Below are 17,804 nucleotides of genomic sequence, written 5' to 3'. Positions count from 1 at the left end.
GGCAATATAATTCGCAAATGAATAAGCCCACACCTAAAATCTATCGTACAACCAATTGGTCTTCTTATAACAGTGCATTAATAAATCGAGGAAATCTCTCAATTTGGTTCGATCCCAAGACTCAATGGTACGCTCAACCCAAAGGTAAACATGGTCGAAATCAAACTTATTCAGATACAGCCATCCAATGCTGTCTGATGATCAAATCCCTATTTCGATTGTCTTTACGCATGGTCACTGGCTTTGTGCAAAGTCTCATTCATCTTTGTAGATTAGATTGGACAGCACCAGACTATTCCACCATCTGCAGAAGACAAAAGCATATTGATATTGCAATTAACTATCAAAAAAGCAGTAATGGTCTCCAGCTACTCGTCGATTCTACTGGCTTAAAGTTTCTAGGCGAAGGTGAATGGAAGCGTAAGAAACACCAACCTGAATATCGTCGCCAATGGCGTAAACTTCATATTGGTATAGATGCTGAAACCCTTCAAATACGCGCTATTCAACTCACTACAAATAATGTGAGTGATTCACAAGTGCTTGGTGATTTACTCGATCAGATTCCACAAGATGATCAGATTGACTCTGTTTATACCGATGGAGCTTATGACACCAAGCAATGCCGTCAGGTCATTGCAGATCGGCAAGCGCATGCGGTGATTCCGCCAAGAAAAAATGCGAAACCTTGGAAAGATACAAAGATCAGCTCGCTAGAGCGAAATGAATTACTTCGAACAGTTAAACGTTTAGGCAGGACACTATGGAAAAAATGGTCAGGCTATCATCGGCGAAGTTTGGTCGAAACTAAGATGCATTGCATCAAATTATTGGGGGATAAACTCAGTTCGAGAAACTTTCAAAGCCAAGTCAATGAGATGCATGCACGTGTAGCAGTATTAAATAAATTCACAGAGTTAGGCCGACCTCACACCCAAGTTGCCACTTAAATTTGAGTAGATATGGGAAATCTTAATTTTTAAATCTTTGTGCAACAAAGCCTTATAAAACTAGAAAAACAATTGACATAACCAACATTATTAAAATCGAAGAAATTAAATTAAAGAAAGTATTCGAGTTATATGAAAAATCAAATAAATAAAACAGCACCAACAGAAAGGAAATAACAACCCATGAAGCTAAAGAAAAATAGAATACCTGCTTTATAATAGCTTTATAACCCATTTTTACTGAACGACCCATTTCATAGATCATATACAATAAGCCTGATTTAGGATCCAGAATGGCATAGACCTGATAACGCCCATCTACAGGCTTGTCATTAATTACAGCTATCAGTTCATCATTTTCTTTAAAACGTGCGGTCGTAAATTGCCCCAGTAAAGAATGTCCTTCTATTTTCCTCGTAAACGTGATGCCATCTTTAGCTTTACCTGCCATCACTAGAATAGGAGCACTGGTAAGTAACGAACTACTTTCAGCCAGTACACCTGCAAAAGCAGTTCCAGCGGCAATCCCCCCCACATTTTGATTTACTGGTATTTTGGATTTGGTTTTTTCTAAAGAATGGATTGGGCCTTGAACAAGCTTTAGGTTTAATTTAAGTTCCACTACTATTCGCTTGTTATATTCTTACTAAAATAACCTTCTGGGTATGGATCTGGGCCTTTTAAATTTTTTCTATAATCCATAACACTGATGTTGATTCCATCATTAATTAAATAATCATTGTAAAAATCTTGCTCTTTAGCATCTTCAAAACCTAATTTTTCAAATATTTGTTCAGATAATGTACCAAAATTCTCATACGATTTTCTATAACCAAAATAATTTACAAAAGCCATCAATGGAATACAGATAAAAATACTTATAAGTATCCACATTATTAAATATAGAAAAGAGTCCCAAGAATAATTAAAATCAAAAATGTAAAAAAGTAAAAGCATTATTGACATCCCTCCCCAACAAATTAGAGTGAAATAATACGTTTGCATAATAATCGCTTTATAGCCCTTTTTTACTGAGCGGCCCATTTCATAGATCATATAAAGCAAACCAGATTTAGGATCAAGAATCGCATAAACCTGATATCGACCATCTACAGGCTTGTCATTAATTACAGCTATCAGTTCATCATTTTCTTTAAAACGAACCGTCGTAAATTGCCCCAGTAAAGAATGTTCTTCTATTTCCCCTATAAACGTAATGCCATCTTTAGCTTTACCTGCCATTACTAGTATAGGAGCGCTGATCAGCAACGAACTACTTTCAGCCAGTACACCTGCAAAAGCAGTTCCAGCGGCAATTCCACCCACATTTTGATTTACTGGTATTTTGGATTTGGCTTTTTCTAAAGAATGTATTGGGCCTTTAACTAGCTTAAGGTTTAATTTTAAATTTTCCATTTAGACACTCACCACAGCACTATTAAACTCTTTTTCCTCTTCTTTAACGTCTTTAAAGGCATCTTCACCATTTTCTGCTCTTAACTTAAATGCACACTTCTGACACCAATCTTGCATCGCATTATCCAAAACATAGTTTTTTAAATAAATTTCCAAGCCAACAAGCGCAATACCCACCACACTTAACATTGCACCTGCTTGTATGGCTCGTATACCTAATATTGCACGTCCAAGTGCGTAATGCTCAATCGTATAATGTAAGGCTGTATTTCTCATCACTGGCAAATTCAAAAATGCACTGAAACCAACAACCAATGTCGCAAAGGAAGTGAAAGCTTTGGTAACGTTAAGTGCTATTGCATATGGATTTCTCTCTATTGCAGCCTTAAATGCACTTTTACTATCAATAATCAATGAAACTGTTGCACCTGCAATCGCAAAATATGCACCACACTTAGCAATATAAGCGGCACGTTCTGCAAATGAAAACTTCTCCATCGAACTGCTACCCACTTCCAAAATAGCAGCTGTTGTGGCCATCATACCCGACATATAAGACAGTGCATTATCTACCGATGGATCATTATTAAATTTAGAAACCTGTGTTCCAAAGTTAATCAGCTCAAATATTGCAACCACACCAGATACACGCAAACCCGCACTTTGTGAACTATTCGCAATAATCCGATCAATTTGTTTGGCTGCTTTACTTGGGTTGGTCGCGGCTGAAGAATACTTTTTCCAGTTGTTCTGCACCATTTCAGGTGTCAGTTTAATCCGACCCGTTAAAGTTTGAACTGGAATAAGATAATACAGCGAGTTCTTTGCAACATTCTCAACCAATGCCCCACTATGAGCAAAGGTATAAAACGTTAAACGTCCAAGTTTTTTTGCAAATTCTGAGCCTGGCGTATATTTCATACTCCATTTAACTGCACTTTGAGTCAGTTCAGACATCCAGTAAAACGTTTTTAATAGGCTAAATTTTTGCCCATGTAACATATAACCGTTATTGGTTTTATCTGCTGCCCATTCTTGCCAAGCTTTATCCGCGGCAACAAATGCTGCAATTGCAGTTTTAGCTGCATTTTGTCCGTCATCCCAAGAAATATCGATAATACTTGGTGCAGCTGTATTGTATTTATTTTTCAAACTTTCTTGGTTATAACAAATTGCCCTCATGTAAATATTTTCTTTGGCAATTTTTTCTACACCTAACCAAGTTTCAAGTAATGCTTGTCCACTTGGCACCCCACTCATCCCATTAATCATATCCATGGCATGAACATAGAAAACATTCCCATAAGGAACTTGCACTTGATCATCATATGCATGCAGCGCATTGATCACAGCTTTGGACAACAGCCATTTAATATGGTCATCAGCAACTGCTCTTGCCCCTTTCAGCCCTTTCTCAATTAACTCATTTACAGTCGTATCAAATTTTGATTTTGCATCCACATCTAGATTTATTTTATATTTCTCATTCCAGATTTTCTTACCTTGATCTTTACTTAAGGTTCCCATGTCTTGACTAAAGATGCCTTTAGCTGAATTCTGCTTCTTTTGAACTTCACGCAATAGACGTTCTTGTTCTTCTTTTGACTTTCTTTGGTATATTCTCTCTAGTTCATAGTTAGTATCATCAGCATCCGTTAAGTTTTTTGGTAACTCATCCCATAATTCCATTAATACTATACTTTTAGTAGTCTGAGTACTTAGTTGATTGTTTTCACTTAACAATCTATTTTCTAAACAAACCTTTATACTATCAATACATTGAGAACTATGTAATTTATGTTCATTAGTGAACGAACCATCTTTCTTTGCCAGATACTCCATCACACTTTTAAATTCGGAATTACGTAATGAATTTAACTTCCTCGTAATACCAACTGGATCATACAAAGCCATACAAACAAGTGACTTTGGTTCATTTTTAAATTTATTCAGCGTTGCACCAATACGGTTTTCACCAAAACTCTTTATATTATAAATCGTGGCTTTAAACTGACCTCCTGCAATACAATGCTCTTGTGTATTTCCAGCACTGATTAATACTTTCTGCCACTTCCCTTCAGTGACAAACTTTTCAGCATTTTTTTCATATTCACTCAGCTTTGTCTTACTCATAGGTACATGTGTATGAATAATATAAGCGACCTTTGCTTCATCTTTAGGATTGCTCTCTACAGCAATAACAGACGAGTTAAAATTATGTCCAGCACCTTTGCAGGCAAACTCAGGAACACTTTTAGGGGCTGCTTTACCAACAGGAAAATAAGACAAATGTCCTTTCGGCGTAACTAAATAACCCGCCCATTCCAAAGCACCCGATACTCGCTTTACTAAACGGTATATATATCCAGTATCAATCATCTCAACTGCATATTTAAAATGACTCAGCTGAATGTCTTTAACATTTTTCCCTAATGTTGCTGGTAACGCAGGTGCATTACCTCTAACCACGGTATAACGTAAAGGGAGAATATTAAAACCCGTTTTACGACAAAAAGAACACTCTTTTTGTGATTGACCTGGACTATTATTTTGTACATTTGCAGGAGTAGACTGCTTTGAAGATTTTCCAATTTTACTTTGTTCTATTTTTTTTTGGATCTCTTCAACAGATTTAGGATTCCTCATATCTGGCACAGGCTCGGTTTTCCCCAGAACAGGAATTTTGGATTGCTTTTTTATTTGCTGCTGAATCATCTCATTGAATTTAGAGTTGCTAGCATTTGGTGTTTTCAAATTCGTTTGTTGATTTGTTGTCATATCACACCCTATACATTTAAATCTTGCTGAATAACGGAGTACAACTCAGAATCCAGATAATCCATTGCATCTGTAAATGAAAGCTCACCCTGCACACAGTGCTCATAAAGGATGTCCGTGACCAAAGAATGAGCCATAAAATCTTGATGAATGATTTGCCCATATAAACCATAAGTCACGAGATCTAAATTATTCTCTAACCCATAATTATGATGAGCTTGTAATAATGTTTTATGGATATTTACTGGATGTAATTGTGAAATATCTACTTCATTAAAATCATTAAGTTGCTGAAAAACACTATTTGATAATTCAACTAAATCCAATGCTATTGATTCGGCTTTATTTAAAGAACGCAGAGGTACTTTTTTAATCTGAGTCCGTTCTTCACTAGATTCAATGCTATAAAATCCTGTGGGGTGTAAGAAATGCCATGCTTCAAAGTTATCCACTAAACTCACTAAGTTTTTTTCTTCTAAAATGTCATTTAAATAGATCAATACTCGTGGATCATACCAACGGAATAAAATTTTTCTTCCTTGATCCGACACTATCAGTTTATTTCTTATCTGATCCCTTAACTCTTCAAGTGATTCTATTTTTGTTGTACCAAAACCATGTACAAAGTAGCTGTCATTTACAATGTCCTTATTGCGGATTAGGTTCTGTAATAAATCATCTTTTACTTGTTCGAAAACCTTATGATCATCAATACAGATCAGAAAAAGATCAGATGTCGCCATATCTTTTTTGATCGCCAAAGGGATATATGCAATATTCTTTTTTGCTAAAACATTTACGACATCATCAAAAATGGATGGGTTAAGCGTACTATCCAATAAAAAGATCAGATGTCCATATTGATTTAAAAGTTTAAAACAGTGTTGTTCTAACTGAGCTCTATCATTCTGCTCAGTATCATGTTGAACCGCGGTAAAAATAGGTAAATTCATGATAAATCAACCTTTGCAGAACCATTTTGAGCTGCTTGCGTTTGCTTCGCAGAACAATCGGGCAAATCAATTGCTGGCACATTCACGGAAGCACTCCCCATAAACAAATGCTGCCCCGCCTTACTCTCAAACTTTCCAGCAGTGGTCGGTAATACCCCTGCACCACTAATCTCAATTTGACTACCGCCCGCAGTTAGCACGATTTTCTTATTGGCCTTAATTTCAATTTGCTCTTCCGTGGAAATAATCTGAACCCCCTTACGCGCAATAACATCGAGTGCATCTCCTTGCGCTTGGATTTCAACCTTACCCTTGCTTGCATAGGCTCTTAGCCCATCTTGTGCCGCAAAGAAGCTGATTTTCTCACTGGCATGTGCAATCAACGATTTCTGTGTAGAAAGGTTAATACTCTCCCCTGCACTTTGGCTGATTTGACCATCAGCTGAGAGATAAATATCTTCATTGCTGCTCACAGCTATGGAGTTTGGTGCAGAGAGAATCATGATGGCTTGTTTAAATGCATCTGCCTTGTTTTGATCATGTTGTTCAATCTGTTCTAAGAAGCCTTTTAAGTTCTCTAAAACTTCTAGTGGATCTGTCTGTTGATTCTTCGCCACTTCACTTAAAGCTTGGCTATTGTTTAAAGTCCCTTCAAGTTGTTGTTTGGCAGGTTGAGCATTCAGATGTGTACCTGCAGCTTGATCTTGTTTATGGCTACTGAGCAGTAATCCCTCGCCTGCTCGAATCGCGCCCCATTGATCAGTTCGAAGCTCGAAGCCTTCTCCTCGTCCTTCACTTGTCTCCGTTTCTTTGGGGTGGCTGAGGTTACCGAGGTTTAGCTGAGTTGCCCCATGACTACTTTGTAGTTGAGTCGAGATTTGACCTGTGGTGTCATCGAAGCGGAGTTGGTTATAGCCTTCACCCCCTATTTCTTTAGAGCGAATCCCTGCCAGTTTCTTGGTCTCTGGCAATTGACCTTTCTGATCAAATTTCGTTGGGCTGCGCTGCGCTTCATGAATCCGTCCAACCACAAAGGGACGGTCAAGATTGCCATCAAAGAAATCAATCACCACGATTTCACCAATGCGTGGTAAAAAGCGTGCGCCATAGCCCTCACCCGCCCATGGGGTCAAGACATCAACCCATGCCGAGTCTGTATCATTGTCATTGGCGCCTGCACCGCCATCATGGCTGTGGTCATCGTTGCGGGTAAAGAGGAAGCGAACTTTGATCCGTCCCCATTCATCCACATGAATTTCTTCGCCACTTGGTCCCACGACTTTGGCACGCTGTGGGTGTGTGGCTGGTCGGTGCTCTATCGGGTTATAAACTGGAACGGTCGTGATGTGACGACGCTGTAAACTTAGGTGGTTGGCTTGGCGTTCGCTTGGCACTGCGCTGGTTTTGAGTGACCATTGGCTTTGTTTCAGTAAATGCTGAATTTGCTCACTCAGATCTTTGGGCAAGTTGTTTTGATTATAGAAAGTCTTGGTCGTGATCAGAAATTCTTTGTCTGCGTCACTGTGTTGATCAAGTTCAGGATGTTCATGTAACTCAAACCAATACCCCACTTGGGCATCACGTACGGTGCTCTGTGCAGTGAATTGTTTCGCCTGTTGGTTGTAGACATTACTCAGGGTTTGATTGAGTTTTTCAATTTGGCTGTTTGATGCTGCTGTCGCCTGATCTTCTCCATTTAAATCTTGCATCCATGCAGGGCTAATATGCCACGCTTGTTCTAAGCTGAGGCTAGCATTGTCTTGCTGTGTACTGTGTTGATGTTGGCTTTGGACTGAACCTGCGCCTTCTTCTTGACTCAGGTGATCGGCTTGCCAACGTTGGATATGGACTGCAGTGGGTTGCAGGCTGCGCTGTGCACTCAGACTGATGATGCTATCCTGTTGTTCGGTAGCACTAGAACGATGAAAACGAATCTGACGACGCTTTAAGGCTTGAAACTGACTGTTGTCATCCAAGAGTCTAAGTTTTTGGGCTTGAATCGGATGACGAGTATGAGGTACATAGAGTTCAGCTTCATCAATCAGCCAGTTGATGCCTTCACTGCGCCAAAGCCGTGTTAGAAAGTCATAATCGGTTTCATTTGACTGCATGATGAAGGGACGAACATCGGTCTCTGTATTTAAACCAGAAAGATCAAGACTGAGGCTAGCAGCAAATAGCGGACTTTTACTCTGCCATTCCTTAAAGAGTATTTCACTGACATCTCGCACACTTTTATTCATAAACACTCGACTATTGCGACGTTTATGCCAAAGTGCCGTTGCGTCTTCTAAGCGAAGTTTATACAGGGTCAGTGCACCATCACTTTGTCCTTGTTCGGCGTGGGTGATGATCCCTGTACTGCGAAATAATGTGCCTTGGTCTGTGACCTGATCGACCGCGACTTGTACCCCGATAAATTGTTTGAGTGGAATCAGGGCATTGGTTGAGAGGCAGATCAATTCAACATTTAAACCTTGGTTTAATGCATGTGTGCCTTCAATATGCTGCAAAAAGATGTCATGATTTAATGCAGCATGTGAAAATTGTGCATGAATGGCACGCTTTTGTGCACTTAGCCCCAATTGCTCAAGCACTTGAGTGATTGTATTTATCATCGTCTATATTTTTAAAAAGTAAGTTTCAGTCATAGTCGATCGCAAACAGCGATCATAAATTAGGCGCCATTATAGCCAGATCAATCCGACAAATGAGCAGAGTTTTATTCTTATTATGTAAACAACAAAATGCTCCGAGCAACTGCGGAACATTTTTATGGAAATAATTTCACTTTGATTAAGAAATTTAGCGTTTTTCTTAATTCTCGAGCTGTAATCTACGCTCAGATAATGCTTTGCTCACCACTTGATAACCCGCAGTCATACCTAAAGTCGCCATAATGCCTGCCACGATTATGTCTGGCCACAAACTGCCTGTACCAAACACACCTATTGCAGCAAAAATAACTGCCACATTCCCAATCGCATCATTTCGACTACAAAGCCAGACCGATTGCATATTAGAGTCACCTTCCCTAAAGGCATATAAAATGACGGCACAAACCACATTCGCAAGCAAAGCAATCACGCCAATCACACCCATGGTCATGGCTTCAGGCGGAATTCCCAAAGCATAGGCATATATCACTTTACCAATCACGACTAGACCAAATAGCGCCATGGTAATACCTTTAAGCAGTGCCACTGTCGCCCGCCAATATAAACTCGCACCAAGCACCGCTAGGGAAATACCATAGTTGACTGCATCGCCAAAGAAATCTAAAGAATCGGCCCATAAAGATGACGAATGCGCATAAGCTCCACCAATGAGCTCCACCACAAACATAGCTAAATTGATCAATAAGGCAATCCACAATGCCGTTCTAAACTTACTATTTGGCTTTTGCGGTGCAGGTGCACAACTGCAAGAAGAACATGCCATATACACAACCTCTATTCAGACGTAATCATTTTCTATTATGATTAAAAACTATGGAGTCGCTCTAAGGTCAAGAAAAATGAATCAACAAAACTCATCTCCTATTTATTTGATGAAAGACTTAGTCCATAAAACGGGATTAAGTGCCGATACCATTCGTTTCTATGAAAAAAAGCATTTATTAGAGCCTTCTTTTCGCGGAGAAAATAACTATCGCTATTATCAAGATGATGCGCTTAAACGACTCATTTTTATTAAACGTTGCCGCGCGCTGGATATCTCACTCAAAGAAATTGAATACCTGATTGAACTGGAACAAAAGCCTCAACAAGACTGTAGTGCGGTCAATCAACTGATCGATGAACATTTAAAACAAGTCGAACAAAAAATCATTGAATTGCAAAAATTCCAGGTACAGCTACAACAGCTTCGACAATCTTGCGCAACCCAATCAACCATTGATGATTGCCAAATTTTAAGACATCTTGAAGCAGGGTTAGATGTATAAAACACATCAATACAAAATTTAGACTGTGGGTATTACTCCATTTTGCGATACATTTGCCCGAACGTTGCATGGTCAATCTAGGACTTTTATATTTAATTTTTTAATAATTTCAGAAATAAAAAATCTAGCCTAACCTCAAATCTAATAAAAATGATCCCTAATTATTTCGGATAAAAGGCCGCAAAGCCCCCCAGCTTCTCGATGATTAAAACCTCAGGTAATTTTTATATAACAGATCTTTTTCTTTATAAAACAAGGATATTTAAATTTACTTCTATTCTCATCCATATAAAACTATCTATCTAGATACTTATCATTAAGCACTCACATCCAGCGTTTGAACATGTAATTTTCGCGTCTATAACCGTTTAAATTCCGAGTTGTTTACTAGGTTGAATCTATTTTTTAAAGCCCTACAATAAACCCATATTTTTTTTATGCCTTAGTTTAATCATGAGCATTCATCACGTTACTGAACTTCTTTCTCCTGCAGGTTCGCTTAAAAATATGCGTTATGCATTTGCCTATGGTGCAGATGCAGTCTATGCCGGACAACCTCGTTACAGTTTACGTGTGCGCAATAATGAATTTGATCATGACAATCTGGCTATCGGCATTCAAGAAGCACATGACTTAGGAAAAAAGTTTTATGTGGTCGTCAACATTCAACCGCATAACTCGAAACTCAAAAACTTTATTCGCGACCTCACACCTGTGGTTGCGATGCAACCCGATGCCCTGATCATGTCGGATCCAGGGCTAATTATGATGGTACGCGAACATTTTCCAGACATGGATGTGCATCTTTCGGTTCAAGCTAATGCCATTAACTGGGCTACTGTGAAGTTTTGGAAGAACATGGGACTGACTCGGGTCATTTTGTCCCGCGAATTATCTATTGATGAAATTGAAGAAATTAAGCAACAAGTACCAGACATGGAAATTGAAGTTTTTGTGCATGGTGCGCTATGCATGGCGTACTCTGGACGTTGTATGCTTTCCGGCTATATGAATAAACGTGATGCCAATCAGGGGGCATGTACCAATGCATGCCGTTGGGAATACAAAGTACACGAGACTCATCAAGATGAAAATGGCGATGTGATCCCAGTCCAAAATCTGAATACAGGCTCCAACTGCTGTTCAAGCTCTAATGCTGATGAACTGCATATGCAAGCACAGCATCAGTTTGATGAACCCGTATTACTACAACGTCATGATGAAGACATGTTTGCTGCTGAAGAAGACGAACATGGTACTTACTTTATGAACTCAAAAGACTTACGCGCGGTGCAACATGTTGAGCGCTTAACCCAAATGGGGATTCATTCTTTAAAAATTGAAGGACGCACCAAGTCTTATTTTTACTGTGCCCGTACAGCACAAATTTATCGCAAAGCCATAGATGATGCGCTCGCAGGTAAACCTTTCGATTCCTCACTCATGACACAACTCGAAGGTCTGGCCAACCGTGGTTATACCGAAGGTTTTTTACGCCGCCACGTGCATAGCGAATATCAAAACTATGAAAATGGTTCATCCAGTTTTGACCATCAACAATACTGCGGTGAAATTTTGGAACGCAATGGCGATTATCTGAAAGTCGATGTCAAAAACCGTTTTGTAGTGGGTGATGTGCTCGAACTCATGACCACTTCAGGCAACATCACTTTTGAACTAACAGAAATCCTCGATAAAAAAGGCAATCCAATACTTGAAGCGAAAGGCTCAGGTCATGTGGTTGAAATCCCTGTTCCTGCTGATGTCGACATGCGCTATGCCCTACTCATTCGTAACTTACCGCATTCAAATGCCGACATTTCAGCGCCTGCCTTGGCCTATGTTGCAAGCTGACTGGGGATAATGTTATGGCACTACAAATAACGGATGCTTGTATTAACTGTGATATGTGTCTTCCCGAATGTCCCAATACCGCTATTTTTGAAGGTGATAAAATTTATGAAATAGACGTCAGCCGTTGCACCGAGTGTGTTGGTTTTTATGACACCCAAACCTGTATCGATGTTTGCCCAATTGCTTGTATCGAGCCACATCCAGAACACGTTGAAACACAGCAACAATTGTTAGAAAAATTTAAAGGATTGAACTTATTTAGCGTCTAACCTTGGGGAAAGTAGAAAAGAAACCGAGTACTGACCACACTCAGAGTTTCAAAACAAAAACTGGGCAAAGAATAACAATAAACAACAACTAAATGAAAAAGCCAAAGTGACTGGAGAGCACTTTGGCTTTTTCTTTGTACAAGATATTTGCTTTAAACGAAAAAAAGGAACTGAGCTGTTAGCGACCCAGTTCCTATCAAGGGTAAAACCAAAGATCAGCGATACAACATAAAGGGAAAAAGCCAACATATATTTTGGGAGAGCGTTGGCTTTTTCATTTCACACTTACAGCCCAGAACGAATAATATAATCAAAAGCAGACAGAGCGGCTTTCGCGCCTTCACCTGTGGCAATGATGATTTGCTTGTAAGGCACAGTCGTACAGTCACCTGCGGCAAATACACCTTTGACATTGGTTTCATTGCGATCGTTAATCATAATCTCATTACGGTTTGAAAGCTCAACAGCAGTCTCTTTTAAGAAATCAGTGTTTGGTAATAAACCAATTTGCACAAAGATTCCTGCAAGCTCAACCGTATGTTCTACATCGGTTGCACGGTCTTTATATTTCAATGCTGTCACTTGCTGACCATCACCCACAACTTCAGTTGATAGTGCATTTAGGATTACTGTGGTATTAGGCAAGCTATGCAATTTATCTTGCAACACTTGGTCAGCACGTAGTTTGGTATCAAACTCAACCAAAGTCACATGTTCTACAATCCCCGCAAGATCAATTGCAGCTTCGACACCTGAGTTCCCTCCACCAATCACAGCAACACGTTTGCCTTTAAACAGTGGACCATCACAGTGTGGGCAGTAGGCAACACCACGAGTACGGTATTCTGCTTCACCCGGCACATTCATCTCTCTCCAACGTGCGCCTGTTGAAAGAATCACCGTTTTAGATTCAAGTTTTGCACCATTTTCTAAAGTGACTTCAACCAAGCCATTCGCTGTCTCATCCGCACCTTTGATGTTAGAGACACGTTGTAAGTTCATGATGTCCACACCGTACTCACGTACATGTGCTTCCATTTCAGCAGCAAACTTCGGCCCTTGGGTCTTTTGAATCGAGGTATAGTTTTCAATGTCCATGGTATCCATGACTTGACCACCCATACGTTCAGCCACAATCCCGGTTTTAATGCCTTTACGTGCGGCATAAATGGCAGAGGTATTTCCCGCAGGACCACCACCAACCACTAAAACATCAAAAGCCTCTTTGGCATTGAGTTTTTCAGCTTCTTTGGCTGCGGAATGGGTATCCAGTTTGGCAATAATTTCTTCCAAAGTCATACGACCTTGACCGATATGGTTGTTGTCTTGGAACACCATTGGTACAGCCATGATTTTGCGCTCTTCAACTTCGTCTTGGAAGAATGCACCATCAATCATGGTGGCTGTCGTACCCGGATTGTAAATGGCAATCAGGTTCAATGCTTGCACCACGTCTGGGCAGTTATGACAGCTTAAAGAGACAAATACATCAAAGTCAGACTGGATACCTAAACCTTTGATTGAGGCCAAAACTTCATCCGATACTTTGGGTGCGTAACCTGAGGTTTGTAACAATGCCAAAATCAAAGAGGTAAACTCATGTCCCATTGGTAAACCAGCAAAGAAAACACGCGGCTCTTCACCGGCTTTTGCCACACCAAAGCTAGGTGCACGTGAGTTTTGACCATCAAAACGTGCAGTCACCAGTGGAGACAGTGCTGCAACCTCTTCAACCAATTCTTTGATTTTGTCTGATTTCTCAGAACCGTTCAAAGTCGCAACCAATTCAATCGGACCTTCAAGGCGTTCAAGAAGTGTTTTTAATTGAGCTGAAGTATTTTGATCTAACATTGTTGAGCTCTCCAAAGCAGTCTGTAAATTTATTTGATAGAAGAATCATAGAGTAAATTTAAAAATAGATAAAACAGTTTGTTTTTATTTTAATAATCGGTTTTATGGATTTAAAGATATTCATCATAAAAAGTCCCACTACCCCGCAGGACTTTTTATGAAGTCAAAGCTTAAGATTCACTCTGCATCCTCTGTTCAATTCTTAAGGTTCTAGCCTTTAACTGACGCGTCAAACCAAATAACACAAGACTCAACAGCGCCATAAGTAGCATCAAGATAAGCGAGAAGAATTGCATGACCTTAGTGAACTGCGCTGCTTGCTGAACTTGTTTTTCTACACTTGCAGCCATCGGCGTGAGTGTTTTGCCATAGAGTTGATGCTGCATCGTCCATAACTGTTCAGGCTTAAACCCATATTCAATAAAATGTGAATCGGTTTTTTCTGCTTGGACAAGAGCAAGCACATGCGGAATTGCTGCATTTTTATCGACAGGTTGGTGTAACAATGCCGTCTGCGCAAGTAAATAATGTTTTACAGGCATTTGTATTTGCGACTGCTGCAAATACTGCGCTATTTCACTTTGCTGAATATTTTTGTCGTAGTGTACGATTTGCTGAAAAGCCTCGCTTTCATCATCTTTTAAATCATATTGCAGATAGGTCAGACCTGACCAAAGCAGAATAAAGGCAATCAGCCATGCCACAAACTTCAGTATAAAAGATTGAAAACGTACATAGAAAAAATGAATTTTCCGTGCATAGTGCACCAGTATGAATGCCCCAATAAAAGACACCATGATCTTGAGCACAACCCAACCAAACCATGACAGCAAATTCAGAAAATAATCTGGCTGATGTCCAAGTGATGCTAAATTTGCATCGACACTCATGGGCATATGCAGTTGCTGTATTTCAGTGCTCAGTCCAAAAAAGCTATAGACAAAATCTGGTTGTAGAAAATAGCTAATGCTGGAGGCAATAAACAAGGCAGCACTCAACATACACCATAAACTCAGTTTACGCTCACGCTGTTTGAGTGCAACCACGCCTTGTTCAATGTGTTGAGGCTGAACAACATACTCATCTAAGGAAGGCAAATGCTTCTCCTCTATCGACCACCCAACTCGGCATTAAGATGGTGTCGTACGATTAGAACTCGATTCTAAAACCAATTGATTCAAATTGTCCTGTAAACTACGCAAACGAGTGGTTGCTTCCGCACGTTTCTGCATCCCTTCTTTTTGTATTTGAATCACATCATTTACTGTTTTAATGAGGGTGTTTTGTACATGTTCAAGCGTCTCAATATCAATCACTGAACGTTGATTGGCTTTTGCCGTATCTACTGAGTTTTGATGTAACAAATCAGCATTACGCTTCAATAAGTCATTGGTCGCATCGTCAATGGTATTGGCCAACTGCACACTATTCTTCTGCTCATTTAAAGAAATCGCCAAACTAATTTGGTTTTTCCATGCAGGCAATGTGATGTTTTTAATCGCATAAAACTTATCGACCAACATCAAATTATTAGACTGGATAATACGAATCATCGGTAATGTTTGCATGGCTGATTGTTGTAAAACCTGCAAATCACTCACGCGTTTTTCCAAATTATTGGCTAAATGATTGAGGTCGTAAACTCTCTGTGTCGTGGTTTGATCTTGTGCCTGTGAAGTCAGCGTTGAGATTTCCTGCTGAATTTCATCCTGTTTCAACTTACCTGCTGCGATATACACACCGAGCTGTTTATATTCACTTTGTACACCATGAAACATCCGATCTAGTGTATCAACACGTGCTTTTAAACCAGACTGTGATTTTTCAATTTCTTTCACTAAAGTATCAATCTGTTCTTTGGTGGTATTAAAGTGCATATCAATATTATTCTTTGCGCCTTTAATTTTGCTCATCAAGCCACCGAAGAAACCTGAATTTTTCTTTTTATTTAAGATACTTGAGGTATTGAGCTGTTGTGCGACTTGTACCACCTGATTCAGCTTTTGCCCTGTTTCATCAAGGTCCTTGTTTTGCACCAAATTTAACAATTCATCGGTATATCCTGAGGTTTGTGTCGCAATATTTTTACCATACTCCGCCACGGCGTTATGGTTGATTTCTGCCAACTCTTTCCGCGCTGCCAAGACCGCATTGAAGTCATCTTGTTGCAAGCCAATTTCTTGCAAATTTAACTGTTGAAACTTATGTTCAATCACTTCGGTGGTTGGCTCTACCACAAGACTGTTTTGTTCTGAGTTAGTCATAATTCACCTAATCTATTACTTAAAGTATTGGTTTCTGTAGTGATTTTTTTAATGTATGAATCAATTTTTCACGGCTATTATCGAGCTTTTCCAGTTCAATTGTCGAGCTTGATTGCTGCGATTGTTTGACATGATATTGCCATGCTGGGATCAAGACCTGTTGTGCCTCTTTATATCGGTCTAACAAACTCAATGAAAGCTGCTGAGACAATTGCATTTGAGTGATCGCAATATCATTACTGCTTTGCAAAGTCTGCAAGCTGTTTATTTTCTTCGATAACCGTTCTTCAAAATTATCTAAAGGATGTGCATTCTTCACAAATTTAGGATATTCCATTAAAAATGCTTCAGCCGCAGATATATATTTGGCCATTTGCTCACGTAAGCCTGTTAACTGCTGATAGCGCGCCTGTGACTTTTGAATTTCAATTTGTAATTTTTGGCTGAGATGATTGGCTCGATCCAACAGCTGATCCAGTTTTTTATAGTATTCAACTTGGGTTGAACCATATTCAATATCAATTCCCAGCCACTTTTGTAGCCCATTAAATTTACGCTTCTTCAGGTATTTTTTTGAGTCAGCCAGTGACTGGATCAGTTGCTCAATAGTTTGACTCAACTGTAAGGTCAACTGTGGATCTATCCCGTTAAGCAGCACAGACTGCGCTTGAATGACACTATCTGCATAATGATTGAGACGATATTGATCGTTCAGCAATGGAACCAAATCATTACGCTGGATACTTAAAAGTTCATCTGAATTGACTGGTATATCCCTTAAAGGAACAAGAACGTCAATTTGTGCCATAGTGCTTTAACCCAATAAAGAAATTGAATAAAATCATTTTTATAGTACAGCTTTTATGTTAAATAACATGTAGATTTTTGCAAATATGTTGTGAAAACCTTTTCTTGATCTGGCTAATCACTGCTTCTGTTTTCAACAAAATTATGATCATCCGCCTTCAGCACATCATTCGTTATAGTTTAGGTTTATGCATTGCATTAACCTTACTTATCAGTGCTGGTGCGCACTATAAAGCAAAACACATTCACGAAACATTTTTAGAGCGTGATCCAAGCCAATTACAACAAGTGAGTGGCACACTGCTAGATAATGAAACAGCCGTCCAACTTTATCAAAAAAATCTAGCACCCTATAACTTAAACAGCTTGGGTAAAACGCAATTTTTGGTCGGTTTCTTTAACCAAAATCAGGGCCGAATTCAAACGGTTTGGTGTGATCGTTGGTCAGACTCACCTTTTAAGACCGCCTCCTACACTGGCCCGAAAAATCCAATGAATAAAATAAATTTACCTATTCGCTATTTTCATAGTTGCCAATGGCTATTCGATGCAATGCAGTTCCCTTTAGATATTCCCGCTTGGACAGGGCAACCCATCACCTATCTAAAAAGCCATCAAGATATTTTGTATGCATTAACGGCTATGAACAAGCCTATCAGCAATATAAACAACCCTATCTAAATGAAATAAAAAATCGCAATCAATCAGCACTCTAT

General features: G+C 39.4%; 14 protein-coding genes and 1 pseudogene. 5 read left to right on the top strand and 10 right to left on the bottom strand.

Annotation, left to right across the window (positions count from 1 at the left end; translation table 11 throughout):
• Positions 1–17 precede the first annotated feature (17 nt).
• Complete coding sequence (locus AC0KVP_RS05110) at positions 18–950, top strand: IS5 family transposase (protein WP_473336427.1); 933 nt, start codon at positions 18–20, stop codon at positions 948–950.
• Positions 951–1,053: 103 nt separating this feature from the next.
• On the opposite strand, the pseudogene AC0KVP_RS05105 reads toward AC0KVP_RS05110, so the two are convergent.
• The 6 genes and pseudogenes from AC0KVP_RS05105 to AC0KVP_RS05080 all read right to left on the bottom strand — a co-directional run.
• Positions 1,054–1,572, bottom strand: a pseudogene (locus AC0KVP_RS05105) (putative type VI secretion system effector); the annotation flags it as partial.
• A gap of 2 nt (positions 1,573–1,574) precedes the next feature.
• Complete coding sequence (locus AC0KVP_RS05100; protein ID WP_473339421.1) at positions 1,575–2,366, bottom strand: putative type VI secretion system effector; 792 nt, start codon at positions 2,364–2,366, stop codon at positions 1,575–1,577.
• On the bottom strand, positions 2,367–5,144 hold the full coding sequence (locus tag AC0KVP_RS05095) for a T6SS effector BTH_I2691 family protein (RefSeq protein ID WP_473339419.1): 2,778 nt from the start codon (positions 5,142–5,144) through the stop codon (positions 2,367–2,369).
• Positions 5,145–5,152: 8 nt separating this feature from the next.
• On the bottom strand, positions 5,153–6,097 hold the full coding sequence (locus AC0KVP_RS05090; protein ID WP_473339417.1) for a hypothetical protein: 945 nt from the start codon (positions 6,095–6,097) through the stop codon (positions 5,153–5,155).
• On the bottom strand, positions 6,094–8,715 hold the full coding sequence (locus AC0KVP_RS05085; protein WP_473339415.1) for a type VI secretion system Vgr family protein: 2,622 nt from the start codon (positions 8,713–8,715) through the stop codon (positions 6,094–6,096). The genes AC0KVP_RS05090 and AC0KVP_RS05085 overlap by 4 nt, the downstream gene beginning before the upstream one ends.
• Positions 8,716–8,914: 199 nt before the next feature.
• Entirely contained in the window at positions 8,915–9,538 is a 624-nt protein-coding gene (locus AC0KVP_RS05080) for a cation efflux transmembrane domain-containing protein (protein ID WP_218288217.1), read from the bottom strand.
• Positions 9,539–9,614: 76 nt separating this feature from the next.
• Here AC0KVP_RS05080 and AC0KVP_RS05075 point away from each other — a divergent pair, with 76 nt between their 5' ends.
• The 3 genes from AC0KVP_RS05075 to AC0KVP_RS05065 all read left to right on the top strand — a co-directional run bounded on the left by AC0KVP_RS05075 (position 9,615) and on the right by AC0KVP_RS05065 (position 12,166).
• Positions 9,615–10,043 carry a Cd(II)/Pb(II)-responsive transcriptional regulator gene (locus AC0KVP_RS05075; protein WP_473339411.1) on the top strand — a complete coding sequence of 143 codons (429 nt, stop codon included), beginning with the start codon at positions 9,615–9,617 and terminating at the stop codon, positions 10,041–10,043.
• A 453-nt stretch (positions 10,044–10,496) separates the two neighbouring features.
• Positions 10,497–11,897: a prephenate-dependent tRNA uridine(34) hydroxylase TrhP gene (gene trhP, locus AC0KVP_RS05070; protein WP_473339409.1), complete on the top strand. Its 1,401-nt coding sequence runs from the start codon at positions 10,497–10,499 to the stop codon at positions 11,895–11,897.
• A gap of 14 nt (positions 11,898–11,911) precedes the next feature.
• Entirely contained in the window at positions 11,912–12,166 is a 255-nt protein-coding gene (locus AC0KVP_RS05065) for a YfhL family 4Fe-4S dicluster ferredoxin (RefSeq protein WP_473339408.1), read from the top strand.
• A 285-nt stretch (positions 12,167–12,451) separates the two neighbouring features.
• On the opposite strand, the gene ahpF is transcribed toward AC0KVP_RS05065, so the two are convergent.
• From ahpF to AC0KVP_RS05045, 4 genes are all read right to left on the bottom strand, one after another.
• The gene (gene ahpF / locus AC0KVP_RS05060) at positions 12,452–14,017 is read right to left on the bottom strand and encodes an alkyl hydroperoxide reductase subunit F (protein ID WP_473339406.1); all 1,566 of its coding nucleotides are present in this window, start codon (positions 14,015–14,017) and stop codon (positions 12,452–12,454) included.
• Between the two features lie 170 nt (positions 14,018–14,187).
• Positions 14,188–15,114, bottom strand: a complete 927-nt coding sequence (locus AC0KVP_RS05055; RefSeq protein WP_473339404.1) for a hypothetical protein — start codon at positions 15,112–15,114, stop codon at positions 14,188–14,190.
• A gap of 33 nt (positions 15,115–15,147) precedes the next feature.
• On the bottom strand, positions 15,148–16,281 hold the full coding sequence (locus AC0KVP_RS05050; RefSeq protein ID WP_473339401.1) for a toxic anion resistance protein: 1,134 nt from the start codon (positions 16,279–16,281) through the stop codon (positions 15,148–15,150).
• 19 nt (positions 16,282–16,300) lie between these two features.
• Complete coding sequence (locus tag AC0KVP_RS05045; protein ID WP_473339399.1) at positions 16,301–17,089, bottom strand: tellurium resistance protein; 789 nt, start codon at positions 17,087–17,089, stop codon at positions 16,301–16,303.
• A gap of 143 nt (positions 17,090–17,232) precedes the next feature.
• Between AC0KVP_RS05045 and AC0KVP_RS05040 the strand changes: the two genes are divergently transcribed.
• Positions 17,233–17,769, top strand: a complete 537-nt coding sequence (locus tag AC0KVP_RS05040) for a hypothetical protein (RefSeq protein ID WP_473339398.1) — start codon at positions 17,233–17,235, stop codon at positions 17,767–17,769.
• Positions 17,770–17,804: the final 35 nt, after the last annotated feature.

This window comes from Acinetobacter sp. DL27 (assembly GCF_055810995.1).
The sequence above is the reverse complement of the archived record's forward strand: the minus strand, read 5'-3'. Positions and strand labels throughout refer to the sequence as shown.

What these genes read in the sequence shown, in the direction of transcription:
- AC0KVP_RS05110 (WP_473336427.1), top strand. Translation starts at nt 18, where the DNA reads ATGAATAAGCCCACACCTAAAATCTATCGTACAACCAATTGGTCTTCT.
- AC0KVP_RS05100 (WP_473339421.1), bottom strand. Translation starts at nt 2,366, where the DNA reads ATGGAAAATTTAAAATTAAACCTTAAGCTAGTTAAAGGCCCAATACAT.
- AC0KVP_RS05095 (WP_473339419.1), bottom strand. Translation starts at nt 5,144, where the DNA reads ATGACAACAAATCAACAAACGAATTTGAAAACACCAAATGCTAGCAAC.
- AC0KVP_RS05090 (WP_473339417.1), bottom strand. Translation starts at nt 6,097, where the DNA reads ATGAATTTACCTATTTTTACCGCGGTTCAACATGATACTGAGCAGAAT.
- AC0KVP_RS05085 (WP_473339415.1), bottom strand. Translation starts at nt 8,715, where the DNA reads ATGATAAATACAATCACTCAAGTGCTTGAGCAATTGGGGCTAAGTGCA.
- AC0KVP_RS05080 (WP_218288217.1), bottom strand. Translation starts at nt 9,538, where the DNA reads ATGGCATGTTCTTCTTGCAGTTGTGCACCTGCACCGCAAAAGCCAAAT.
- AC0KVP_RS05075 (WP_473339411.1), top strand. Translation starts at nt 9,615, where the DNA reads ATGAATCAACAAAACTCATCTCCTATTTATTTGATGAAAGACTTAGTC.
- trhP (WP_473339409.1), top strand. Translation starts at nt 10,497, where the DNA reads ATGAGCATTCATCACGTTACTGAACTTCTTTCTCCTGCAGGTTCGCTT.
- AC0KVP_RS05065 (WP_473339408.1), top strand. Translation starts at nt 11,912, where the DNA reads ATGGCACTACAAATAACGGATGCTTGTATTAACTGTGATATGTGTCTT.
- ahpF (WP_473339406.1), bottom strand. Translation starts at nt 14,017, where the DNA reads ATGTTAGATCAAAATACTTCAGCTCAATTAAAAACACTTCTTGAACGC.
- AC0KVP_RS05050 (WP_473339401.1), bottom strand. Translation starts at nt 16,281, where the DNA reads ATGACTAACTCAGAACAAAACAGTCTTGTGGTAGAGCCAACCACCGAA.
- AC0KVP_RS05045 (WP_473339399.1), bottom strand. Translation starts at nt 17,089, where the DNA reads ATGGCACAAATTGACGTTCTTGTTCCTTTAAGGGATATACCAGTCAAT.
- AC0KVP_RS05040 (WP_473339398.1), top strand. Translation starts at nt 17,233, where the DNA reads ATGATCATCCGCCTTCAGCACATCATTCGTTATAGTTTAGGTTTATGC.